The 18,079-nt window shown below is 51.8% G+C and carries 14 protein-coding genes; all 14 read left to right on the forward strand.

Annotated features, from left to right (window positions below; genetic code table 11):
* Positions 1-31 precede the first annotated feature (31 nt).
* The 14 genes from HFP08_RS20010 (at position 32) to HFP08_RS20075 (ending at position 18,074) form a co-directional block, all read left to right on the forward strand.
* Positions 32-271, forward strand: coding sequence for an acyl carrier protein (locus HFP08_RS20010; RefSeq protein ID WP_168122381.1), 240 nt, complete (start codon positions 32-34; stop codon positions 269-271).
* Between the two features lie 249 nt (positions 272-520).
* Positions 521-2,737 carry an AraC family transcriptional regulator gene (locus tag HFP08_RS20015; protein ID WP_168122382.1) on the forward strand — a complete coding sequence of 739 codons (2,217 nt, stop codon included), beginning with the start codon at positions 521-523 and terminating at the stop codon, positions 2,735-2,737.
* 210 nt (positions 2,738-2,947) lie between these two features.
* A complete protein-coding gene (locus tag HFP08_RS20020) occupies positions 2,948-4,267 on the forward strand; it encodes an ABC transporter substrate-binding protein (protein ID WP_168122383.1) in 1,320 nt (439 codons plus the stop codon).
* Positions 4,268-4,357: 90 nt separating this feature from the next.
* Positions 4,358-5,263: a carbohydrate ABC transporter permease gene (locus tag HFP08_RS20025; protein ID WP_168122384.1), complete on the forward strand. Its 906-nt coding sequence runs from the start codon at positions 4,358-4,360 to the stop codon at positions 5,261-5,263.
* Entirely contained in the window at positions 5,260-6,093 is an 834-nt protein-coding gene (locus tag HFP08_RS20030; RefSeq protein ID WP_168122385.1) for a carbohydrate ABC transporter permease, read from the forward strand. The genes HFP08_RS20025 and HFP08_RS20030 overlap by 4 nt, the downstream gene beginning before the upstream one ends.
* A gap of 11 nt (positions 6,094-6,104) precedes the next feature.
* A complete protein-coding gene (locus tag HFP08_RS20035; protein WP_168122386.1) occupies positions 6,105-9,266 on the forward strand; it encodes a glycosyl hydrolase family 2 protein in 3,162 nt (1,053 codons plus the stop codon).
* 29 nt (positions 9,267-9,295) lie between these two features.
* Complete coding sequence (locus HFP08_RS20040) at positions 9,296-10,309, forward strand: alcohol dehydrogenase catalytic domain-containing protein (RefSeq protein ID WP_168122387.1); 1,014 nt, start codon at positions 9,296-9,298, stop codon at positions 10,307-10,309.
* Positions 10,310-10,458: 149 nt separating this feature from the next.
* A complete protein-coding gene (locus HFP08_RS20045; protein ID WP_168122388.1) occupies positions 10,459-12,096 on the forward strand; it encodes an extracellular solute-binding protein in 1,638 nt (545 codons plus the stop codon).
* 352 nt (positions 12,097-12,448) lie between these two features.
* On the forward strand, positions 12,449-13,288 hold the full coding sequence (locus HFP08_RS20050) for a class I SAM-dependent methyltransferase (RefSeq protein ID WP_168122389.1): 840 nt from the start codon (positions 12,449-12,451) through the stop codon (positions 13,286-13,288).
* A 2-nt stretch (positions 13,289-13,290) separates the two neighbouring features.
* Entirely contained in the window at positions 13,291-14,439 is a 1,149-nt protein-coding gene (locus tag HFP08_RS20055; RefSeq protein ID WP_168122390.1) for a glycosyltransferase family protein, read from the forward strand.
* Positions 14,436-15,575, forward strand: coding sequence for an NAD-dependent epimerase/dehydratase family protein (locus tag HFP08_RS20060; RefSeq protein WP_168122391.1), 1,140 nt, complete (start codon positions 14,436-14,438; stop codon positions 15,573-15,575). The genes HFP08_RS20055 and HFP08_RS20060 overlap by 4 nt, the downstream gene beginning before the upstream one ends.
* On the forward strand, positions 15,572-16,843 hold the full coding sequence (locus HFP08_RS20065; RefSeq protein ID WP_168122392.1) for a nucleotide sugar dehydrogenase: 1,272 nt from the start codon (positions 15,572-15,574) through the stop codon (positions 16,841-16,843). The genes HFP08_RS20060 and HFP08_RS20065 overlap by 4 nt, the downstream gene beginning before the upstream one ends.
* Positions 16,840-17,823 (forward strand): FkbM family methyltransferase, encoded by a 984-nt coding sequence (locus HFP08_RS20070; protein ID WP_168122393.1) that lies wholly within the window; start codon positions 16,840-16,842, stop codon positions 17,821-17,823. The genes HFP08_RS20065 and HFP08_RS20070 overlap by 4 nt, the downstream gene beginning before the upstream one ends.
* A 14-nt stretch (positions 17,824-17,837) precedes the next feature.
* On the forward strand, positions 17,838-18,074 hold the full coding sequence (locus tag HFP08_RS20075; protein ID WP_168122425.1) for an acyl carrier protein: 237 nt from the start codon (positions 17,838-17,840) through the stop codon (positions 18,072-18,074).
* The last annotated feature ends 5 nt before the right edge of the window (positions 18,075-18,079 follow it).

The raw sequence follows: 18,079 nt of genomic DNA on the forward strand, positions 1-18,079 counted from the left end.
GGATGTCGATGGGAGAAAGGGGAGATTAAGGATGAGTACCCGAAGTGAAATGGCGGAAGAGATTGCTGCGAGAGTGAAGCAAATGATGAAAATTCAGCAGAATATTGGCCTGGATGAAGATCTGCAAGCGATGGGCTTCAATTCGATGGATTTGATGACGTTGGCCATTGATCTGGAGGATCATTACAAGCTAGACTTTATTCCGGAGGAGCTGTTATTCAAAAACTTTGCAACGATAAGGAAAATTGTGAATCTCGTAGAGAGTAAATAAGTGGAAAGGTCGTAGGTTTCATAAATTCAATTAGAAAAAAATAAATCGTATCTGACGCCGTTTACTTCCCCTTAAGGAAGAAAAACGGCGTTTTTTGCGCCTGAAAGCCTAATTTTCTAGAAGCTTGGTGCTGTAATCTCAAATATTGTGCGGTATAAAAAAGTGAGCATTGTGCTGCATGTTTTGTGTGGAATATAGTAAAACTATGTGCAGTTTCGAATACCGGTTCGTGAAAGCAGGGAATGTGTATTGAAAAATATATTGAAGAATAACCGCTTGTTTCGCAAAATGCTATTTTCTTATTTGCCTATTTTTTATTTGATTATTATCATTATTTTTTTGGTGTCCACGCTCATGATTCGCGAATCATCGCAGAAGCAAATACTGAAGACGAATGAAGCGTTTGCCAGCCATGCCGTTTCCATTCTGGAGCAAACGCTGAAATTCGTTGAAGCCTCCATGATCAACGAAATTGATCAAAACGAGAATTTGATGGATTACGTGTATGCTTCAGATCGCTTCGATAAATATTATTACGCCAACCAAGTTTCCGACAGGTTTAATTCCATTGTCGTGAACAATAAATGGATTCAATCCATCTATTTATATCGCTTCGATGATGATACCGTGCTTAGCTCAAGTCTTTCAACGAAGGTGGGCGAGTACGGAGACGAGAATTTCATCCGCTCATTGTCCGATTCTTTCCCTGCAGGATGGACGAATAAAAGGGAATATCGCGAGCTCGAATATGACAGGCCCGTCAACGTGTTCTCGCTGGTAAAGCCTTTCCCGCTGCTAACGGCAGAGAAAGGATATATCGTTATTAATGTTAGTGTTCAGACGATAGAAAATTTATTGGAAGAGATGACTCAAGCGGAGATCGGCTATATTAATCTGTACGACAGCGAGGGGCAGTTGATCATCGGCTCGGCAAATGACGATATGTCGCGAGTCCAATCCAGTTATCTCGGTTGGACCGTTGGCACCAGAATCACGGAGACGAGTTTGCTGGAGTGGACATCCTCTTTTACATGGTGGTGGATTGTATTCGGATTATGCGCAGTGCTGGTTGGGACACTTGCCATTATCATTATTTCCCTCAAGCACGCCAAGCCGATTGAAGAGATAAGCCGCAAAATCGTCGGATACGTGGATCAAGCATTTGTAAAGCGCAAGAAAGGACGGAATGATGAATTTCAGCTTATTCAAACGGCGCTTGATAAATTGATCACGGAGTCGAACAAATCGCAAAAGCATTTCAAGGAAAACATTGCGTATCGCCGGCAAAAGCTGTTTCAAGAGTTGCCCAAAGCCGATCAAGACCAGGCGAATAAACGGTGGGCGTCGGTGTTGAAGGATCTGGAGAAAAAAGAGAACTATGACGAAATTTCCATATTTATAATCGAAATTGACAATTATGGCGGGTTCTGCAGCCGATTCATAGAGCGCGATCGCGATTTGCTCCGTTATGCGTTGACGAACGCTGCGAAAGAAATGATAGAGGAACGAGGGATTGAGGTCTGGATGGACTGGATTTCTCCGCAGCGGGTAGCGCAAATTTGTTTTTTGCAGCAGAAGCAATCCGAATCGTTAGAGGCTTGCTGGAATGATTTGAAGGACTGGGTGAAACAAAATTTGAAATTCACCGTTACAATCGGCGTTTCTGAGGCGATTTTGGATGCTGAACGCATGCATGTATCGTTCAAGCACTCCTTGGCCGCCCTCGATTACAAATCCGTATACGGTTATGATTCGATTATTTCATTCGAGGCTATCGAGAAGAATGAACAGGGTGACGTATTCGAGCATCTGATGGTTATTCGATCAATCAGCGTATCGTTTCGCGAGGGTGATCCGAAGTGGAAATCGGCATTTGACGGGCTGCTCGACACGCTTCGGGCCAGAAAATACAGTCGTACCGAAATCGCCAATTTGCTCCATTACCTGGTCTATCAGCTCTATAAGGAAATCAGCGCGTTGCCTCGGCTGGGGGAAGATCCGATCCTTAAACTGAACCAAGCTGCAGAGGCTGTGGAGACGATTGGCGATATTGAGGGAGCCTTCAGATCCGTGCTGGAAGAAGTCGGCGACCAGCTTGAAGTGTTCCGCAACACACAGAGCAATAAAGGCATCGTCTATGAAGTGAGGGCTTATATCGAGCAGAATTACGCCAACCCCGATTTGTCTTTGTCACTGCTAAGCGAAACGTTTAGCATTAGCGCCAGTTATTTAAGTCGATTGTTCAAGGAGGCATTCAATCAGAATTTCGTCGATTTTCTGGCGCATGTACGAATCGAGCACGCGAAAGCGATGCTGCAAAGCACTGACGATACGTTGCAGGACATTGCTGAAAAGGTCGGGTATTCGCATTACTTTTCGTTCAGCAGAGTGTTCAAGAAGCTGGAGAAGGTTCCAGTCAGCCAATATCGCAAAATGATTGAATCAAAGACAAACAACGATTTTTGAAGACACCACAATTACTGCTGTGCCGGGATCGCATGCGGATTCCCGGTAAAAACTGTGCTTCCGGTCAAAAGGTGTTTATTGTGGACGAGCGACCCCTCGCTTAAAGTTAAGCCATCGCACATCATCATGATTTCATTTCAACATGAAAGCGAGGGCAAGAACAAGCAAGGAGCATTATGCTCGCATAATAAACGAGGGGAAGATGAATAAATGAATAAGAAAGCGTTATCTCTACTTGCATCGGTTGCATTGACAGGAACATTAATTGCGGGCTGCGGCAGCAACAATAATGACACAACGGGAGACTCGGAGGACACGGTAACACTTCGACTGCTGACCACTAATCCACTGGTCAGTGAAGAATCCGTTGATTTGTTCGAGGAGCAGAACCCTGGCATTAAAGTGAACTACGAATATGTTCCATCCTCCGATTATTCCGCGAAATTTGCGGCACTGGCCGCAAGCGGAGATATTCCGGACGTATTCTGGACGCAATCCGGCTTCTATACGGATCAAATCAAACAAGGTTTGACGATGGATTTGTCCGATGAGCTGCAAACGATGGATTATGAAGGCGATGAGGTTTGGGCCGACACCTTCGTGCCTGCTTTGCTTGACAATGCCAGAAACGTTGTCAAGAAGGGACTGGGCGAGGAAAGAGAAACGTACGATTACGGCGTTCCGTTCACGATGACAACGATCGCGGTCATGTATGACAAAACGATATTCGATCAATTGGGCATTCAGCCGCCAGCCACATGGGATGAATTCATGGCGAATAACGCAGTGTTGAAAGAGGCGGGCTATACGCCAATGTCCATGCATAACAACTGGATCGACTGGTATCCGAGATTGTTCTGGGATCAATACACTCGTGAGGAATTGACTGCCGATCCGAATGCGTTCGAGAACGGCACGATGAATTTCTCTAGCGAGAGCGTGAAGCAGGGCTTGATAGCATTCAAGGATATGTGGGATAAAGGCTACTTCCCGGAAAACGGGATTACTGCCGACCTGCAAGCGATGCAGCAGATGTTCGTCCAACGCAAGCTGGGACAATTTCTGATTGCGCCGGATAAATTGGAATACATTATGAATAATGCGCCGAAGGATATGTCGCTTGCAACGTATGCTCTGCCGGGTATCGCGGGACTTCCAAGCCGCTCGCTTGGCGGCTCCAGCAATGTATTTGCGGTAAGCGCATCGACAGAGCATCCCGAAGAATCCATTCAATTGTTGAAATTCCTAACATCCAAAACGCATTTCTCAGGAGTCGATGCGCTCAAATATTCGAATTCCGGCTTGAACAACATTGAGAGCGAACCTGAATTGTCGCAATTCCTGTCTGGATTTACGAATGCGGCAGCCGGAGGATTCAGCCCGGATATTCTCGTTCCGACGACTATTAATACGGAAATCAGCACGGCGTTCAAAACAGATTTGCTTCCGAACTATCTGCTCGGCAAATATGATCTGGATGAAGTAACTGAAAAGTTGCAAGAACTATACGACAAGACAACAGCAAAGTAACCCGGCAGCAAGATTCAGTGAAAGGGCGATTGGCACGCCGCCAATCGCTTCTTCATTATGCGCTTCGCTTCCAGAAAGGTGTTGAAAGAGATGACAAAACCCAAGCAAGGCTTTTGGTCGGATATGAGAGAAAGCATACCCGCTTACCTTCTTATTTTGCCTACATTGGCGGTATTTTGTGTGTTTCTTTATGTTCCTTTTGTCAAAGCTCTCCGAATCAGTGCGTATGACTATAGAGGTATTGGCGATTTAACCGATTATGTCGGCTTCGACAACTATTTAACGGTTCTGAAGGACGAGAAGTTTTATTCGGCCTTTTGGAATACCTTCAAGCTGATTGGAGCCGATTCGATCTTATCAATTGGCATCGGATTTTTATTGGCATTTGTTATGTACAGAGGCATACGGTTGAAAAGATTTTTTAACACAGCCTTATTTATTCCTTATTTGATTTCCATGGTTGTCATCGGAAGCATCTGGCGAATTATTTATGATCCAACCATCGGTCCTTTGAATCAGTTTTTGGAATTAATCGGCCTGGAGCAATGGGCGCAGCCCTGGCTGTCCAATGAGCATACGGCATTGCCGGCTATTATTGCGACCTGGATCTGGCACACAATTCCGTTCAATATGCTCATCATTTATGCGAATCTGATGACGATGCCGGGAGATTTCCTGGAAGCGGCGGAAATAGACGGAGCATCTCCTTTCCAGAAGTTAAGATATATTATCGTGCCTTACTTGATGCCAACCTTCGCTACGCTGTTCCTGCTGACCGTCACGACAGATTTAAGAGCGTTCGATATGGTTTGGGTCATGACGCAAGGCGGACCTGGCGGAGCTTCTGAGGTTATTACGTCTTATGTATACCGCAAAGCGTTCTCCACACAGGATTTCGGCGTTGCGACAGCCGCCTCGATCATTATGATGCTGGTCATGGTTACCATCATGATCACTTCTCAACTGCTTGGCAGAAAGAGGGGCGATCAGCGATGAAAAAGCGTAAAGGCACGCTCAACGCGATTGTATTTATTCTGGTCGCTATCTATGCATGCATTTCGTTGTATCCGCTTATTTGGGCCATTCTCCAGTCCTTCAAGACGGAAGGCGAATTTCTAAACAGCATTTGGTCACTTCCTTCGAGCTTGAGTGTATCCAATTACGAAACGGCGTTTCAGAAGGGCAAACTGGACACGTATTTCTGGAATACTGCACGCAATACCGCGGCAACGCTGGCTGTCGATATTGTGTTTATCACACTCGCCGGCTTCGCGTTTGCCAAGCTGAAGATGAAATTCAAGTCGTTGCTGTATGGTATGTTCCTGATCAATTTGCTAATCCCGACTCCTATTATCTTGCTGCCCATGTATTTGCTCATTCTGGATTTGCATATTCAGAATACGCTGGCTGCGATTGTCTTCCCATACTATCAAGGCTTTGCGCCGCTCGGCTTAATCTTGATCACGAATTATTTCAGGAGCATTCCTGATGAAGTGATTGAATCGGCCAGAATTGACGGCTGCAACACCGCACAGATTTTAATCAGAATAATTGTTCCGCTGGCGATGCCGATATTAAGCACATTGATGGTGCTTGGCGGTATGAGCGCCTGGAATGAATTCATGTGGGCTTTGATTTCTATCAGCGACTCGGCGAAATATACGCTGTCCGTAGGCATATCCACGTTGAATGATAAAACGTCCATTCTTGGTTATACGCCGGTATTTGCTGCGCTGTCCGTGAGCGCAATCGTCTTTATTGTTATTTATTTGTTGGCGCAAAGAGCGTTTGTACAATCGATTACCGCTGGCGCGGTTAAAGGTTAGGAGGATGGAATATGCTTTACCCAAACAAGCCGTTCGATATGAAGCTGTTCCGGCACCCGACCTCTGAATACCGGGGGGCCCCTTTCTGGGCTTGGAACAAGAAGCTTGACAAGGAGCAAGTGCTGGGACAGATTGACCAGTTCCCTACGATGGGGATGGGCGGCTTTCAAATTCATACAAGAGTAGGGCTGGACACCGAGTATTTGGGCCCGGAATATATGGAGTTGGTCAAGCTATGCGTCGAGCAGGCGAAGAAACAAGGGCTGCTGGTCTGGCTGTACGATGAAGATCGGTGGCCGTCCGGCTATGGCGGCGGCTTTGTAACGGAGCAAGCCGAGCATCGGAGCAAATATATGGTGTGGACGCCCTTCAAACAAGGCGAGCGAGAAATCAAGCCTGGTCATTTCGATTCCTGCGCGGCAGTGACCTCTAACGGCAAGGGAACGTTCCTGGCTGCTTTCCGCGTCCGTCTGGATGATGACGGCTATCTGGAAGGCTATGCGTTATGCGGCGAGGAGACAGTGGCTTCGGCGGGGGAGACCGTTTGGCGCGCGTATCTGGAAACGGGCGAGGACAGTCCTTGGTTCAATAACCAGGCTTATGTCGATACGCTGAGCAAGGATGCGATCCGCCGTTTCATTGAAGTGACCCATGAGCGCTATTTTGAAGAGGTCGGAGACGAATTCGGACGAACCATTCCGGCGATATTCACGGATGAACCGCAATTTCCACATAAGCAATTTCTCGGCTACGGGGATGCGAAGCAGGAGGTGCTTGTCCCATACACCGCCGATTTCAATCAAACCTTCCTGCAGGAATACGGCTATAGTCTTCTTGCGCATCTGCCGGAGTTGTTCTGGGAACGGAAGGACGGCGAGGTGTCCGTCATCCGTTACCACTATCACAATCATATCGCGGAGCGCTTCGCGGAAGCCTTCGCCGATCAGATTGGCAGTTGGTGCGAGGAGCATGGCATCATGCTGTGCGGACATATGATGGAGGAGCCTACGCTGCACTCGCAGACCAAGGCGCTTGGTGAGGCCATGCGCAGTCTGCGCAGCTTTCATCTCCCGGGCATTGACATGCTGTGCGATCAGCGCGAATACAGCACTGCCAAGCAAGCCCAGAGCATCGCGCATCAGTATGGCCGCCCGGGTGTACTGAGTGAATTGTACGGGGTGACGAACTGGGACTTTGACTTCAGGAAGCATAAGCTGCAAGGCGATTGGATGGCCGCGCTGGGCGTTACCGTGCGCGTGCCTCATTTGACCTGGATGAGCATGGGCGGCGAAGCGAAGCGGGATTATCCGGCTTCGATCGGCTTGCAATCGCCTTGGTATGAGAAGTATCCGCTGATCGAGGATCATTTCGCTCGAATCAATACGGTTATGACACGGGGGACGGCATTGGTCAAGGTAGGCATTATTCATCCCGTCGAATCGTACTGGTTGTATTATGGTCCGAACAATCACACGAATTTGATTCGCGAGCAGTTGGAGACGAATTTCAAGAACGTGACGGAATGGCTTCTCTTCGGCATGATCGATTACGATTATATATCGGAATCGCTTATTCCGTCTCTTGCATCCGACGCCAAGCTGGGTGAGATGGAATACGATATCATTCTGGTGCCCGGCTGCAAGACAATCAGACGAACGACGCTGGCATTCTTGAAACGAGCCAAAGAGCTTGGAAAAAAAATCGTGTTCGCCGGCGAGCCGCCGAAGCTGGTCGATGCCCGAATCGACGCGGAGGCTGAATATCTGGCAGAGAGCTGCACGAGAGTACCGCTGTCGAAAAATGAATTGCTTCTGGAGCTCGAAGATCATCGGATAATCGATATCAGGTATGACGGCCCAAAATTTCTGAAAAAGCCAAATCACAAGAAAAACTGGGATGGCGAACGCTCCGACAAATACATTTATCAGTTGCGATGCGAGGGAGATGAGAGATGGCTCCTGATCGCGAACGGGAAGGCTGAAGTCAATCCTGATCTCGTGCTGGAGGATCATCTCCTTATTACCATTAAGGGGATGTGGAAAGCAGAGCTCCTCGATACTTTCACCGGCAGCAAGAGCTTGCTGGAAGCGGGCTATAAAGACGGGAACACCGTGCTGAAGAGGAAGCTATACAGTCATGACAGCCTGCTGCTGCACCTCATGCCGGTCGAAACGGCATCCGTCGATTCGGCAGATGAAACCAGCGATGCGGGCCAGACCGAGCTTGAGGCGGCTAGCTGTCTGTACGAGAAAGAGTTATTCGAAACGCCAGTAGAGCTTCGACTGGAAGAAGACAATGTACTGCTTCTGGACATGGCGGACTATCGTCTGAATAGCGGATCATGGCAAGGCAGGGAAGAGATATTGCGGATTGACAACCTGTGCAGGGCGATTGCCGGATATCCGGAACGAAAAGCGGCGCTGGCGCAGCCATGGGCTCAGAAAGAACAGCGGGATGGAGCCTATACGCTGGAGTTGAAATTTATTGTTCATTCGGAGTTCGTCTGTGAAGACGCCCGCCTGGCGATGGAGAATTTCGACCAGACGGACGTTTGCGTCAACGGCCGATGGCTGACTAAGAAGAAGGCGGGCTTCTATGTTGACAGCTCGATTGAAACCTGCGACCTTCCTCCGCTTCAGGCGGGGGCGAATATCCTTATTCTGAAAATGCCTTTCGAACGCAAAACGAACGTTGAAAATGCCTACATTCTGGGAAGTTTTCTCGTGGAGACTTCCGGCGCTCGGTCAAAGCTCGTTCCAGCGCAAGCAGGAGGGCATTTCGGCTTCCTGAACAATCAAGGGATGCCGTTCTACGGCGGCAATGCGACTTATGCTTTTGATCTGGAGCTTGAGAAAGGCGTCTATGAGCTTCAGATGACAAAGTTCAGGGCGCCGCTTCTGGAAGTATACGTGAACGGGGAGAGCGTGGGAGAGATTATGTTCTCGCCCTACTCGCTGCGCTTCGAAGCAGCGGAACAAGGCGTGCAGCGCATTGAAATCAAAGCTTACGGCAATCGGATTAATACGTTCGGCACCCTTCACAATTGCGATGAAAGGGAAGTGTATTTCGACCCTAATGCATGGAGAACCGTCCAAGACGGATGGTCCTACGAATATCAACTGAAGGATACGGGAATCGGCAAGGCCCCGGTCCTTCGATTCCTGCGTCAATGAAATCATACAAGAAAGAAGGGAATCAAACGATGAAAGCCATTCATATCGCGGAGCCCCTGTCCGTGAAGGCCATTGAAACACAGGTACCCGCTCCGAAGAAGAACGAGGCGCTGATAAAAGTGAAATCGGCGGGAATATGCGGTTCCGATATCAGTGCATTCCGGGGAATGAATCCGCTTGTCAGCTATCCGCGCACGATCGGACATGAAATTGCCGGAGAAGTCATCTCAATTCCGCCCAATGCGCAAGGCATTCAGCCGGGAGATAAGGTGATTGTGGACCCGTATCTCTATTGCGGCAAATGCTATCCATGCAGTCTGAATCGGACGAATTGCTGCGAGCATTTGCAGGTGCTGGGCGTTCATGTGGACGGAGGCATGTCTGAATATTTCTGCCATCCGGCCGATATGCTTGTGAAAGCGCCCGATGGCATGCCTTGGGATATCATGTGCATGGCGGAGCCGCTTACTATCGCGCTTCACGGCTTGCATAGAACCAGACTGCAGAAGGGCGAGCATATCGCAATTATCGGGGCGGGAGCGATCGGCTTGCTTGCCGCTTTGAGCGCTTTACATTACGAAGCGGTTCCAATTGTTATCGATATCGTACAGGAGAGGCTTGAGAAGGCTCGGATGATGGGTGTCGAGCATGTGATAAACTCTGCTGCGGAGGATGTGGTCCAGGCAATCAGCCGGATGACTGGGGGGAGGAAGGCGGAGGTCGTGCTTGAGGCTTCCGGCGCGAACGCGGCGGTAAGAGCGACGCTTGATATTGTTTCCCATGCGGGACGAATCGGACTGACCGGATGGCCGAAGCAGGAGACGAGGCTGCCTACGGATATCATTACGAAGAAAGAGCTCGATATCGTTGGTTGCCGCACGAGTGTCGGGGAGTTCGAAGAAGCCATTGAGCTGATTGATAGCGGCAAAGTGGATGTACGGAAGCTGCTGACCAAAACCGTGAACGGGAAGGAGGCGGCTGCCGTCATCGAGGATATTGAACGCAATCCGGATCAGTATTTGAAAGTCAATGTTCTGCTATAGCCGTTAAACCAACCAAGCAAGGAACCGTTGCCGTTGCCGCGATGTGCGGACGGTTCGGTTTTTTGCTGCTTGTCTGAGGCGAAGCAGCGTTCCTTGGAGGCAGGTTTAGGAAGATCAAGTATGTGCTACACTAGCAGGGGGTGAACAACATGCGATTCAGAGGAATGAAACGAAACAAAGCGGTATTGGCCGGATTCGTGTCGGCTGCCGTCATGCTGCTAGCGAGCTGCTCATGGGGCCAATCCGGGCAAGAGGGAGCACGCGCCGATTCCGACCGTCCCGGCATAAGCGTCTCCATGTTCGACCGGGGCAATATCCCTTCGGAGATGGGAACGCCTACAGCGAATATGTGGGTGGATTGGATCAGAGAAAACTCGGCAATCGACGTGAGGTATATTTCGATTCCAAGGGGAGAATCGGTTCAGAAATACAATATATTGCTGGCATCTAATGAAGCCCCCGATTTGATTCAGGAATATGATACCGAGTTTATAAACAAGCTTTACATTCAGAAGCAGATTTTGCCGATTGACGAGCTTGTCGAAGATTACAGTATCGAATACAAGAAAGTGTTAGAGCAATTCCCGATTCTGAGGAAATTGGCTACCCAGCCCGACGGGAATATGTATGCCGTTGGCCGAGTGCAGGGCTATTTCCCGTTCACCTATCTATTCATCAGGGAGGATTGGCTGAAGAAGCTCGGGCTGGACGTGCCCCGCACGACCGAAGAATTGCTCGAAACGTTGAAGGCATTCGCTTGGCAGGATCCGGACGGCAACGGAGTGAAGGATACATATGGCATGAATATGAGCGGATATGCGCCGGATATCATTAACAGCATGTTTCAGAACATGGGCTGGGTGCTGGAAGACGGCCAGATTGTCCGCGACTGGGATAGGGCGAAGGCTGCGCTGCAATTCAAGAAGCAGTTGTTCGACCTTGATTTGATTGACAGAGATTATATGACGGATAAAAACGGGAGAAAGGCGGAACAGGATTTCTTGAAAGGAAAGATCGGAGTATACGCATTTGCCGGAAATGCGAAGGAAATCTACGATAATTATTCGCTGCTTCGTCAAAATGCTCCCGATGCGAGGATCATACCGATAGCGTTGCCGGAAAGTCCGTTCGGACAATTCAGCGCACAGTTTAATCCGCCGTTCCAGCTTAGCGGGGTTATTAACGCGAAGGCGAAGAATCCAGTCGGCGTTATCCAATATATTGATTTTATGAGCAAAGAATCAACGGAAAAAACATTCAAGTTTGGCTTGGAGGGCGTGCATTACAGAATGGAAAACGGCGTGGCTATAACGCTGGATAAGGATAAATATGAGCGTGAAGTATCGTGGCTCGGGGATTTTCGATCGATCGGTCCGCAATATCATGTGACTGAATTCGAGAAGTACAAGCAGGACCTGGATCTGAATCAGCCGTTCGATCAAGAAGTATATGATTTGTTGAATCAGGCCTATCAGCTGTACATTAGCCCCGACCGTCCTTATGCGGGATTTACTCTGGATCGCTATATGCCGGCGTTGCCCGGCGACATCGAATTTCTCTCATCCAATCTGGAGAATGAGATTCAAGATCTATGGAACAGAGCGATCTTGAGCGGCAGCGACTATTCAGCGGAGCAAGCCGTTCAGGATGCCAGGACAGCCTGGATCAGAGGGGAAGGCGCGGAAATTGAGGAATGGTATAAGAACTGGTACGCGCAGAACGAAGATAAATGGGTGTTCATGAAGGATCTGTACGATAACAGCATTCTTTCTGAATTCGAGCAATAGCGTTATCTGTAAGATTGGAGTAAATGCGCAACCCCTTGCCTGCTTTAGGCCAGGGGTTGTTTTTGACCACATAGAATTTATAAGTTTTCGGAGCTCCGAAAATACAAATTCTGATTGGCGATAAAACCAACCTCTAGACGCGGTCGCTCATCTTCGAAAGGCTTCGATAGAGGTTTTCTCATGTCTCCAGCAAGGAAGTCCGGTACAGGAAGGCATATGCGTTTAATTCGCCGTTTGGATCATGTTGTCAAGATCGCAGAAGAAATGTAGGTTTTTTGAAGTAGTCCGGGTCTCCCGCGGCCCGATATACTTTCCTTAGAGGGGATAGGAAGAACGAAGGAGGGATGCATGAATGAAGGATGGAAGGGAGTCCGCAGCCGTATCCATGCGGGAGCTGTCCCCGGAAGCCGGCGGCACGGCTGGGCTGCGCATCTTTATTGTACGGGCCGCATTTATTGTTTTTTTCGTACTGCTGTCGCCGATTTATTATCTCAATCGTTATGATCTCTTGCGTCAGAAGAAGAAGAATCCCTTCTATACGAGCAAGCTGGTTCGATTCATGTACAAGCATCCGATTGTTTATGAAATCGCTTTATACGTAAATAACTTTCCGAAGCCGTCGCGTGTATACGAGGTGCTGCCCGAGCTGTCGGGGGAGGTGCTGCAGGTCGGCTGCGGGACGGGATTGCTGAACAAATATTACAGGAACAACTCCGGCGTGCGCTTTACGAATCTGGACGTGAGTCTTCCTTCGCTGGAGCTCGGCAAGCGCATGGGACGGTTCGACAGCTATGTGCACGGAGATATATGCAAGGCGCCGCTGCGGGATGAAAGCTTCGACGCGGTATTGTTCGCGCGCTGCTTTCATCATATTCGCCGCACGCGCAAAGCGCTGGAGGAATCCTGCCGACTGCTGAAGCCCGGCGGCATCGTCATCGTCGCTGATCCGGTATTGATGCACAAGACGAGCGCGGCTGAGAAAATGACCGGAGGCTATATGATTAATTCCTCGGTCGACGGCGTGATCTGGAAATACACGCTGGAGGGCTTGAAGGAGCATTTGCTCCGAAACATGCCTGCAGACCTGGCGCTCGAATCGACAACGGAGAAACGGTTAATTCATATGACGAATTATAACTTGAAATATCCGCACACGGACGCCGTAATGATTCTGCGCAAGCTGGGGGGCTGACGATGACTAATCCCAGAGTAACCGTCTTATGCTCGGGCTTCGGTCTCGGCTTCTATATTCCGGGCCTGCTGGCGGCGAGGGGACTTGAGAAGCGCGGCATCGCCTGCGATGTAAGGGTATTCGAGGCGCTGCTGAAGCCGGAGAAGCAACGCCGCATCGATGACAGCAGGATCGCTTATCATCATCATTTCGCGGCGGCGCAGCTCGCGACCCGATTGCCCAAGGATATGCGCGACAGCATGGATGCCGAAGCCGCTCAGCGGCTGATCGAGCAATGGGAGCACGAGGAGCGCGAGCATTTCATCGCTTTGTCCGGCAATTGGGTCTATCTTCTCGACCTGTACAGAGAACGTCGAATCCGGGCGGGGCGCAGCGCGCCTAGGGTCGATCTGCTGTACGTGGACTCGGATTATTCGCCATCCTGGAGAAGCATGAAGAGGTTCGTCCCGGATTTCGGGACGAGGTACCGTGAGGTATGGCTATGCCGCGCGGAAAGCGGAGCTATTCAGCGTTATATTCCGATAGGCGAGGATAAGCCAATTCCGTACGGGGATCGAAGAGAAAGCTATGTGGTGCATGGCGGCGGATGGGGCATCGGAACGTATCGCAGCGAGGCCGAGGAGCTTGCGAGGCTGGGAATAGCGCTTGATATCGTCGTTTATGAGGAGGAGGAAGCAGCACGCCAAAGGAGAGGCAATCGCTGCTTTATAAATGATCCGGCATGGCGGGCGTGGGAGACCGCGCCGGGCGAGCGGCCGAGCTTCCCGCCGTTCGCCGAGCTTCCTCCGGAGGGCAAGCCGGCTTATCGCATCCCGCTCGAGCATCACGGCTTGTACGGCGTTATCCGGCAGGCCAGCGGCATTATCAGCAAGCCCGGAGCAGGTACGTTAATAGATTCGCTTGCCTCAGCGACTCCGCTCATTCTGCTGGAGCCGTTCGGCAAGCATGAGGCCCATAATGCCGCTTTATGGCGCGAGCTTGGCCTCGGCATCCCGATGGCGGACTGGCGAGCGGCCGGTTATTCGCGGGAGGCGCTGCGCCCCTTGCATGAACGTCTCTTGGCGGCCAAATCGAAGGCCGGCGATTATATCGAAGAGTATGCCGAAGCGCTTGGCGCGTTGCGTGCAAAAGGAAGGGGCAGAGAAGAATGAACCATTCGCCGTCCGACAAGAAGAACGGTCGACCGCTGATTCGGTCAGCAGGGGATGTGCTGCGCCAGGATCTGGCTCATATGTATGACAAGCTCGGCGCTGCCGCCGAGTTTCATGAACGAACGGTCGTCATGACAGGAGGAGCGGGCTTTCTCGGCTATTATCTGACGCAGTTCTTCCTGGGATTGAAGACGAGGGGCATGGGCTTGCGCAAGCTTGTCATTCTGGATCGCTTCCTGTTCGGCGAGCCCGAGTGGCTGAGAGAGATGCGCGGCCAGCATGCCGAGCTTGAGGCGCATGCTTACGACGCGGCAAGCGATGAGCCGGGCGCATACGGCAGTGTCGCTGCCGCGGATTATGTGCTGCATATGGCGTCGATCGCTTCTCCCACTTATTACAGACAATATCCGCTCGAGACCATCAGAGCCAATGTCAACGGGCTGGAGCGGCTGCTGGACGCCTATCGGCATTCCGACAGGCTGCGGGGGATGCTGTTCTTCTCCAGCAGCGAGGTCTACGGCAATCCTTCGCCGGATGCGATTCCTACGCCGGAGACCTACCTCGGCCAGGTCTCCTGCACGGGTCCGAGGGCTTGCTACGACGAGTCCAAGCGGCTTGGGGAGACGCTGTGCTATGTGTATGCGACCTCCCTTGGCATGCCGATTCGTATTGTGCGGCCGTTCAACCTGTTCGGGCCGGGCATGCGGCGGGAGGATCGTCGTCTGCCGGCGGACTTTGCCCGCAATGTTCTAAGCGGAGAAGATATCGTCATTCATTCGGACGGTCGTCCGACCCGTACGTATTGTTACATCGGGGATGCGATACCCGGCATCCTGAAGGCGCTGACTCATCATTCGTTCGATACGTTCAATATCGGAATGGACGGAGAGGAGCTGTCCGTCGCCCGGCTTGCCGATATCTATGCCGAGGTCGGCCGCGAGCTGACGGGTTATCGCGGCGTTGTCGTGATGTCGGCCGCCGAGGACCGCGAATATCTGACGGATAATCCGCAGCGGCGATGCCCGGATCTGACCAAGGCGCGAACAATACTGGGCTATGCGCCGGATATCGGCGTGCGGGACGGGGTTCGCCGCTATCTGTCGTTCCTGCTCGATACGGCGGGTGTTCGGCTATGATCGCGGTCGTCGGTCTAGGCTTCGTCGGGTTGACGACGGCGCTTGGTCTTGCCAAGCAGACAGGAAGGCTGGTGTATGCCTACGATTCGAACGACAGCCTGAGAGAGCAGCTTTGCCGGGGCGAAGTGCCGTTCCACGAGCCTGAGCTGGGAGCGGCGCTGCTCGAGCTGCTGGGAAGCGGCCTGATCATTGGCGAGACGCTGGAGGCTGCGGTTCGGCATGCCGACATTGTGTTCTATTGCGTCGGAACGCCGAGCCGTCCCGACGGAGGGGCGAATCTGGATGCGCTGACAGCGGCGATCGTCGAGACGCTTCCGCTGCTGAAGGAGGGCGGGCGCCGCACGCTCGTTATCAAATCGACCGTGCCGCCGATGACCACGACAGGCGTGGTCAAGCCCTTGCTGGAGAGCTCCGGTCACATCGTCGGCGATACGGTCGGACTTGCGCATAATCCGGAATTTCTGCGCGAGGGGCGTGCCTGGCAAGATTTCATCCATCCTGATCGCATTGTAATCGGCGCCTGCGACAAGCTTAGCGAGGAGCAGCTCAAGCGGCTCTATGAACCCTTCGGCGCACCTATGCAGGGCGTATCGCCGGCCACCGCTGAATTCGCCAAGCTGGCCTCGAACGCGCTGCTCGCGACGATGATCAGCTTCTCCAATGAATTGGCTGAGCTGGCAGAGGTCACTCCCGAGATCGATATCCCTCAGGCATTTCGATTGCTTCATGCGGACGGGCGCTGGCAAGGAGGAGGGATGGCGGGCTATGTGTATCCCGGCTGCGGCTTCGGCGGCTATTGCTTGCCGAAGGACGCGCTGTCCTTGCAGCATTACTCGCGGGAGATCGGCCGCGAATCCGCGCTGATAGGAGAGGTGCTCGCGGTGAACGCGCGCGCGAAGCTGGCGTTTGCGAAGCGCGTCGCCGCTGCCGCCGGGTCTCATGGCAGGCTTGCCGTGCTCGGTCTCGCGTTCAAGCCGGGCAGCGATGATGTACGCGGCACGCCGGCAGCGGATATTATCGCCCATCTGCTGGAGCTTGGTCTGACAGATATTGTCGCTTATGATCCGCTTGCCATGCCGCGCTTTCGCGAGGCCTACGATTTCCCGATTCGCTATGCCGGCACGCTCCGCGAGGCGCTGGACGGCCGCGATTCCGCCGCGCTGGTGACGGCATGGCCGGAATTCTCCTGTCAGCAAGAGCTGCTGGAGCGCGTGAAGGTGATAGACGGCCGATACGGCTTGGGGAAAAGGGAGGCTGCTCGGGTATGAGCAAGAACACAACGGATAACTGGCATCGGGAGTTTAACCGCTATGCCGCAGAGCTGGAGACAGCCATCAATAAGGAAATGCCGGAGTCCTATCTGAAGCGGGAACGTCGCAAGTACCAGATGTATGAGCGATTGTCGGCGGAGCGGCTGAAGCATGTCGGCAGGCTGACATCGTTGATCAAAGGAGATATCGCCGCCATCGAGTTTAAGAGCGACCGGGCCGTCGTTGTCATGAAGGACGGCCGCAAATTCAATTGGCTGCTCGATCGGCCGGGCAATCTGGAAACGCTGCTTGGCTTCGGCACCTGGGAGCCGGATGAAACGGCGGTGCTTCGCAAGCTGATCCGCAAGGGACAGACGATCTTCGATATTGGAACGAATTTCGGGTGGCATGCCACGCTGTTCTCTCGGCTGACAGGAGCGGAAGGCGCTGTTCACGGCTTCGAGCCCATTCGGGAATATCGGGACGAGGCATTGGCTAATTTGGCGTTGAACGGCTGCGCCAATGTTGCGATGCACGCCTGTGCGCTGTCCGATCGGCGAGGGAGCGGAACGATGTATATCCCGAAGCTGAGAGGGGGCACTTACGCGTCGCTTCGCATGGACAGCCGGGAGGATCACTACACGGAAGAGCCGTGCGAGACGATGACCCTTGACGATTTCTGCCGAGAACATGCTGCCGGGCAAGCGCATTTCATCAAGATCGATACGGAAGGCGCGGAATTGCCGATTCTTCAAGGCGCTTCCCGACTGCTGGAGCAGGGGAGACCGGCGCTGATGATTGAATTGGATCGGAGGCAGATGGACAAATTCGGATACTCCTGCAAGGATTTGGAGAGGTTTCTGAAGCAATATCGCTATTCCATGCATGTCGCATTTGAGGAACAATTGGTTGCGTTGCCCCATCTCGATGATGTCTACTATTGCAATTTATTTTGCCTCCCCGGCGGAGAAGGAGTCGAAGGAAGATGGAGAAGATGAAGAGCAGTGAAGTCATGGAGAGGAAAATAACGGAGATCATCGCCGAGCTGAAGGAGGATCCCTCGCTGGCGAATGAATTGACAGCCGCATCCAGCATTACGGAGGACGCGGGTCTTGATTCGTTGCAGCTGGTCAATTTCATCCTTCGCATCGAGGATGAATTCGGAGTCGAGTTCGACTTCGATGAGTTCGATCTGGAGCATCTGCGTTCCATCGAGGCTTTCTGCGCGTTTGTTGCGGAACGGGAATAGGATGG

The organism is Paenibacillus sp. HB172176, assembly GCF_011947265.1.
Taxonomy (GTDB): domain Bacteria; phylum Bacillota; class Bacilli; order Paenibacillales; family Paenibacillaceae; genus Pristimantibacillus.

What these genes read in the sequence shown, in the direction of transcription:
- HFP08_RS20010 (WP_168122381.1), top strand. Translation starts at nt 32, where the DNA reads ATGAGTACCCGAAGTGAAATGGCGGAAGAGATTGCTGCGAGAGTGAAG.
- HFP08_RS20020 (WP_168122383.1), top strand. Translation starts at nt 2,948, where the DNA reads ATGAATAAGAAAGCGTTATCTCTACTTGCATCGGTTGCATTGACAGGA.
- HFP08_RS20025 (WP_168122384.1), top strand. Translation starts at nt 4,358, where the DNA reads ATGACAAAACCCAAGCAAGGCTTTTGGTCGGATATGAGAGAAAGCATA.
- HFP08_RS20030 (WP_168122385.1), top strand. Translation starts at nt 5,260, where the DNA reads ATGAAAAAGCGTAAAGGCACGCTCAACGCGATTGTATTTATTCTGGTC.
- HFP08_RS20035 (WP_168122386.1), top strand. Translation starts at nt 6,105, where the DNA reads ATGCTTTACCCAAACAAGCCGTTCGATATGAAGCTGTTCCGGCACCCG.
- HFP08_RS20040 (WP_168122387.1), top strand. Translation starts at nt 9,296, where the DNA reads ATGAAAGCCATTCATATCGCGGAGCCCCTGTCCGTGAAGGCCATTGAA.
- HFP08_RS20045 (WP_168122388.1), top strand. Translation starts at nt 10,459, where the DNA reads ATGCGATTCAGAGGAATGAAACGAAACAAAGCGGTATTGGCCGGATTC.
- HFP08_RS20050 (WP_168122389.1), top strand. Translation starts at nt 12,449, where the DNA reads ATGAAGGATGGAAGGGAGTCCGCAGCCGTATCCATGCGGGAGCTGTCC.
- HFP08_RS20055 (WP_168122390.1), top strand. Translation starts at nt 13,291, where the DNA reads ATGACTAATCCCAGAGTAACCGTCTTATGCTCGGGCTTCGGTCTCGGC.
- HFP08_RS20060 (WP_168122391.1), top strand. Translation starts at nt 14,436, where the DNA reads ATGAACCATTCGCCGTCCGACAAGAAGAACGGTCGACCGCTGATTCGG.
- HFP08_RS20065 (WP_168122392.1), top strand. Translation starts at nt 15,572, where the DNA reads ATGATCGCGGTCGTCGGTCTAGGCTTCGTCGGGTTGACGACGGCGCTT.
- HFP08_RS20070 (WP_168122393.1), top strand. Translation starts at nt 16,840, where the DNA reads ATGAGCAAGAACACAACGGATAACTGGCATCGGGAGTTTAACCGCTAT.
- HFP08_RS20075 (WP_168122425.1), top strand. Translation starts at nt 17,838, where the DNA reads ATGGAGAGGAAAATAACGGAGATCATCGCCGAGCTGAAGGAGGATCCC.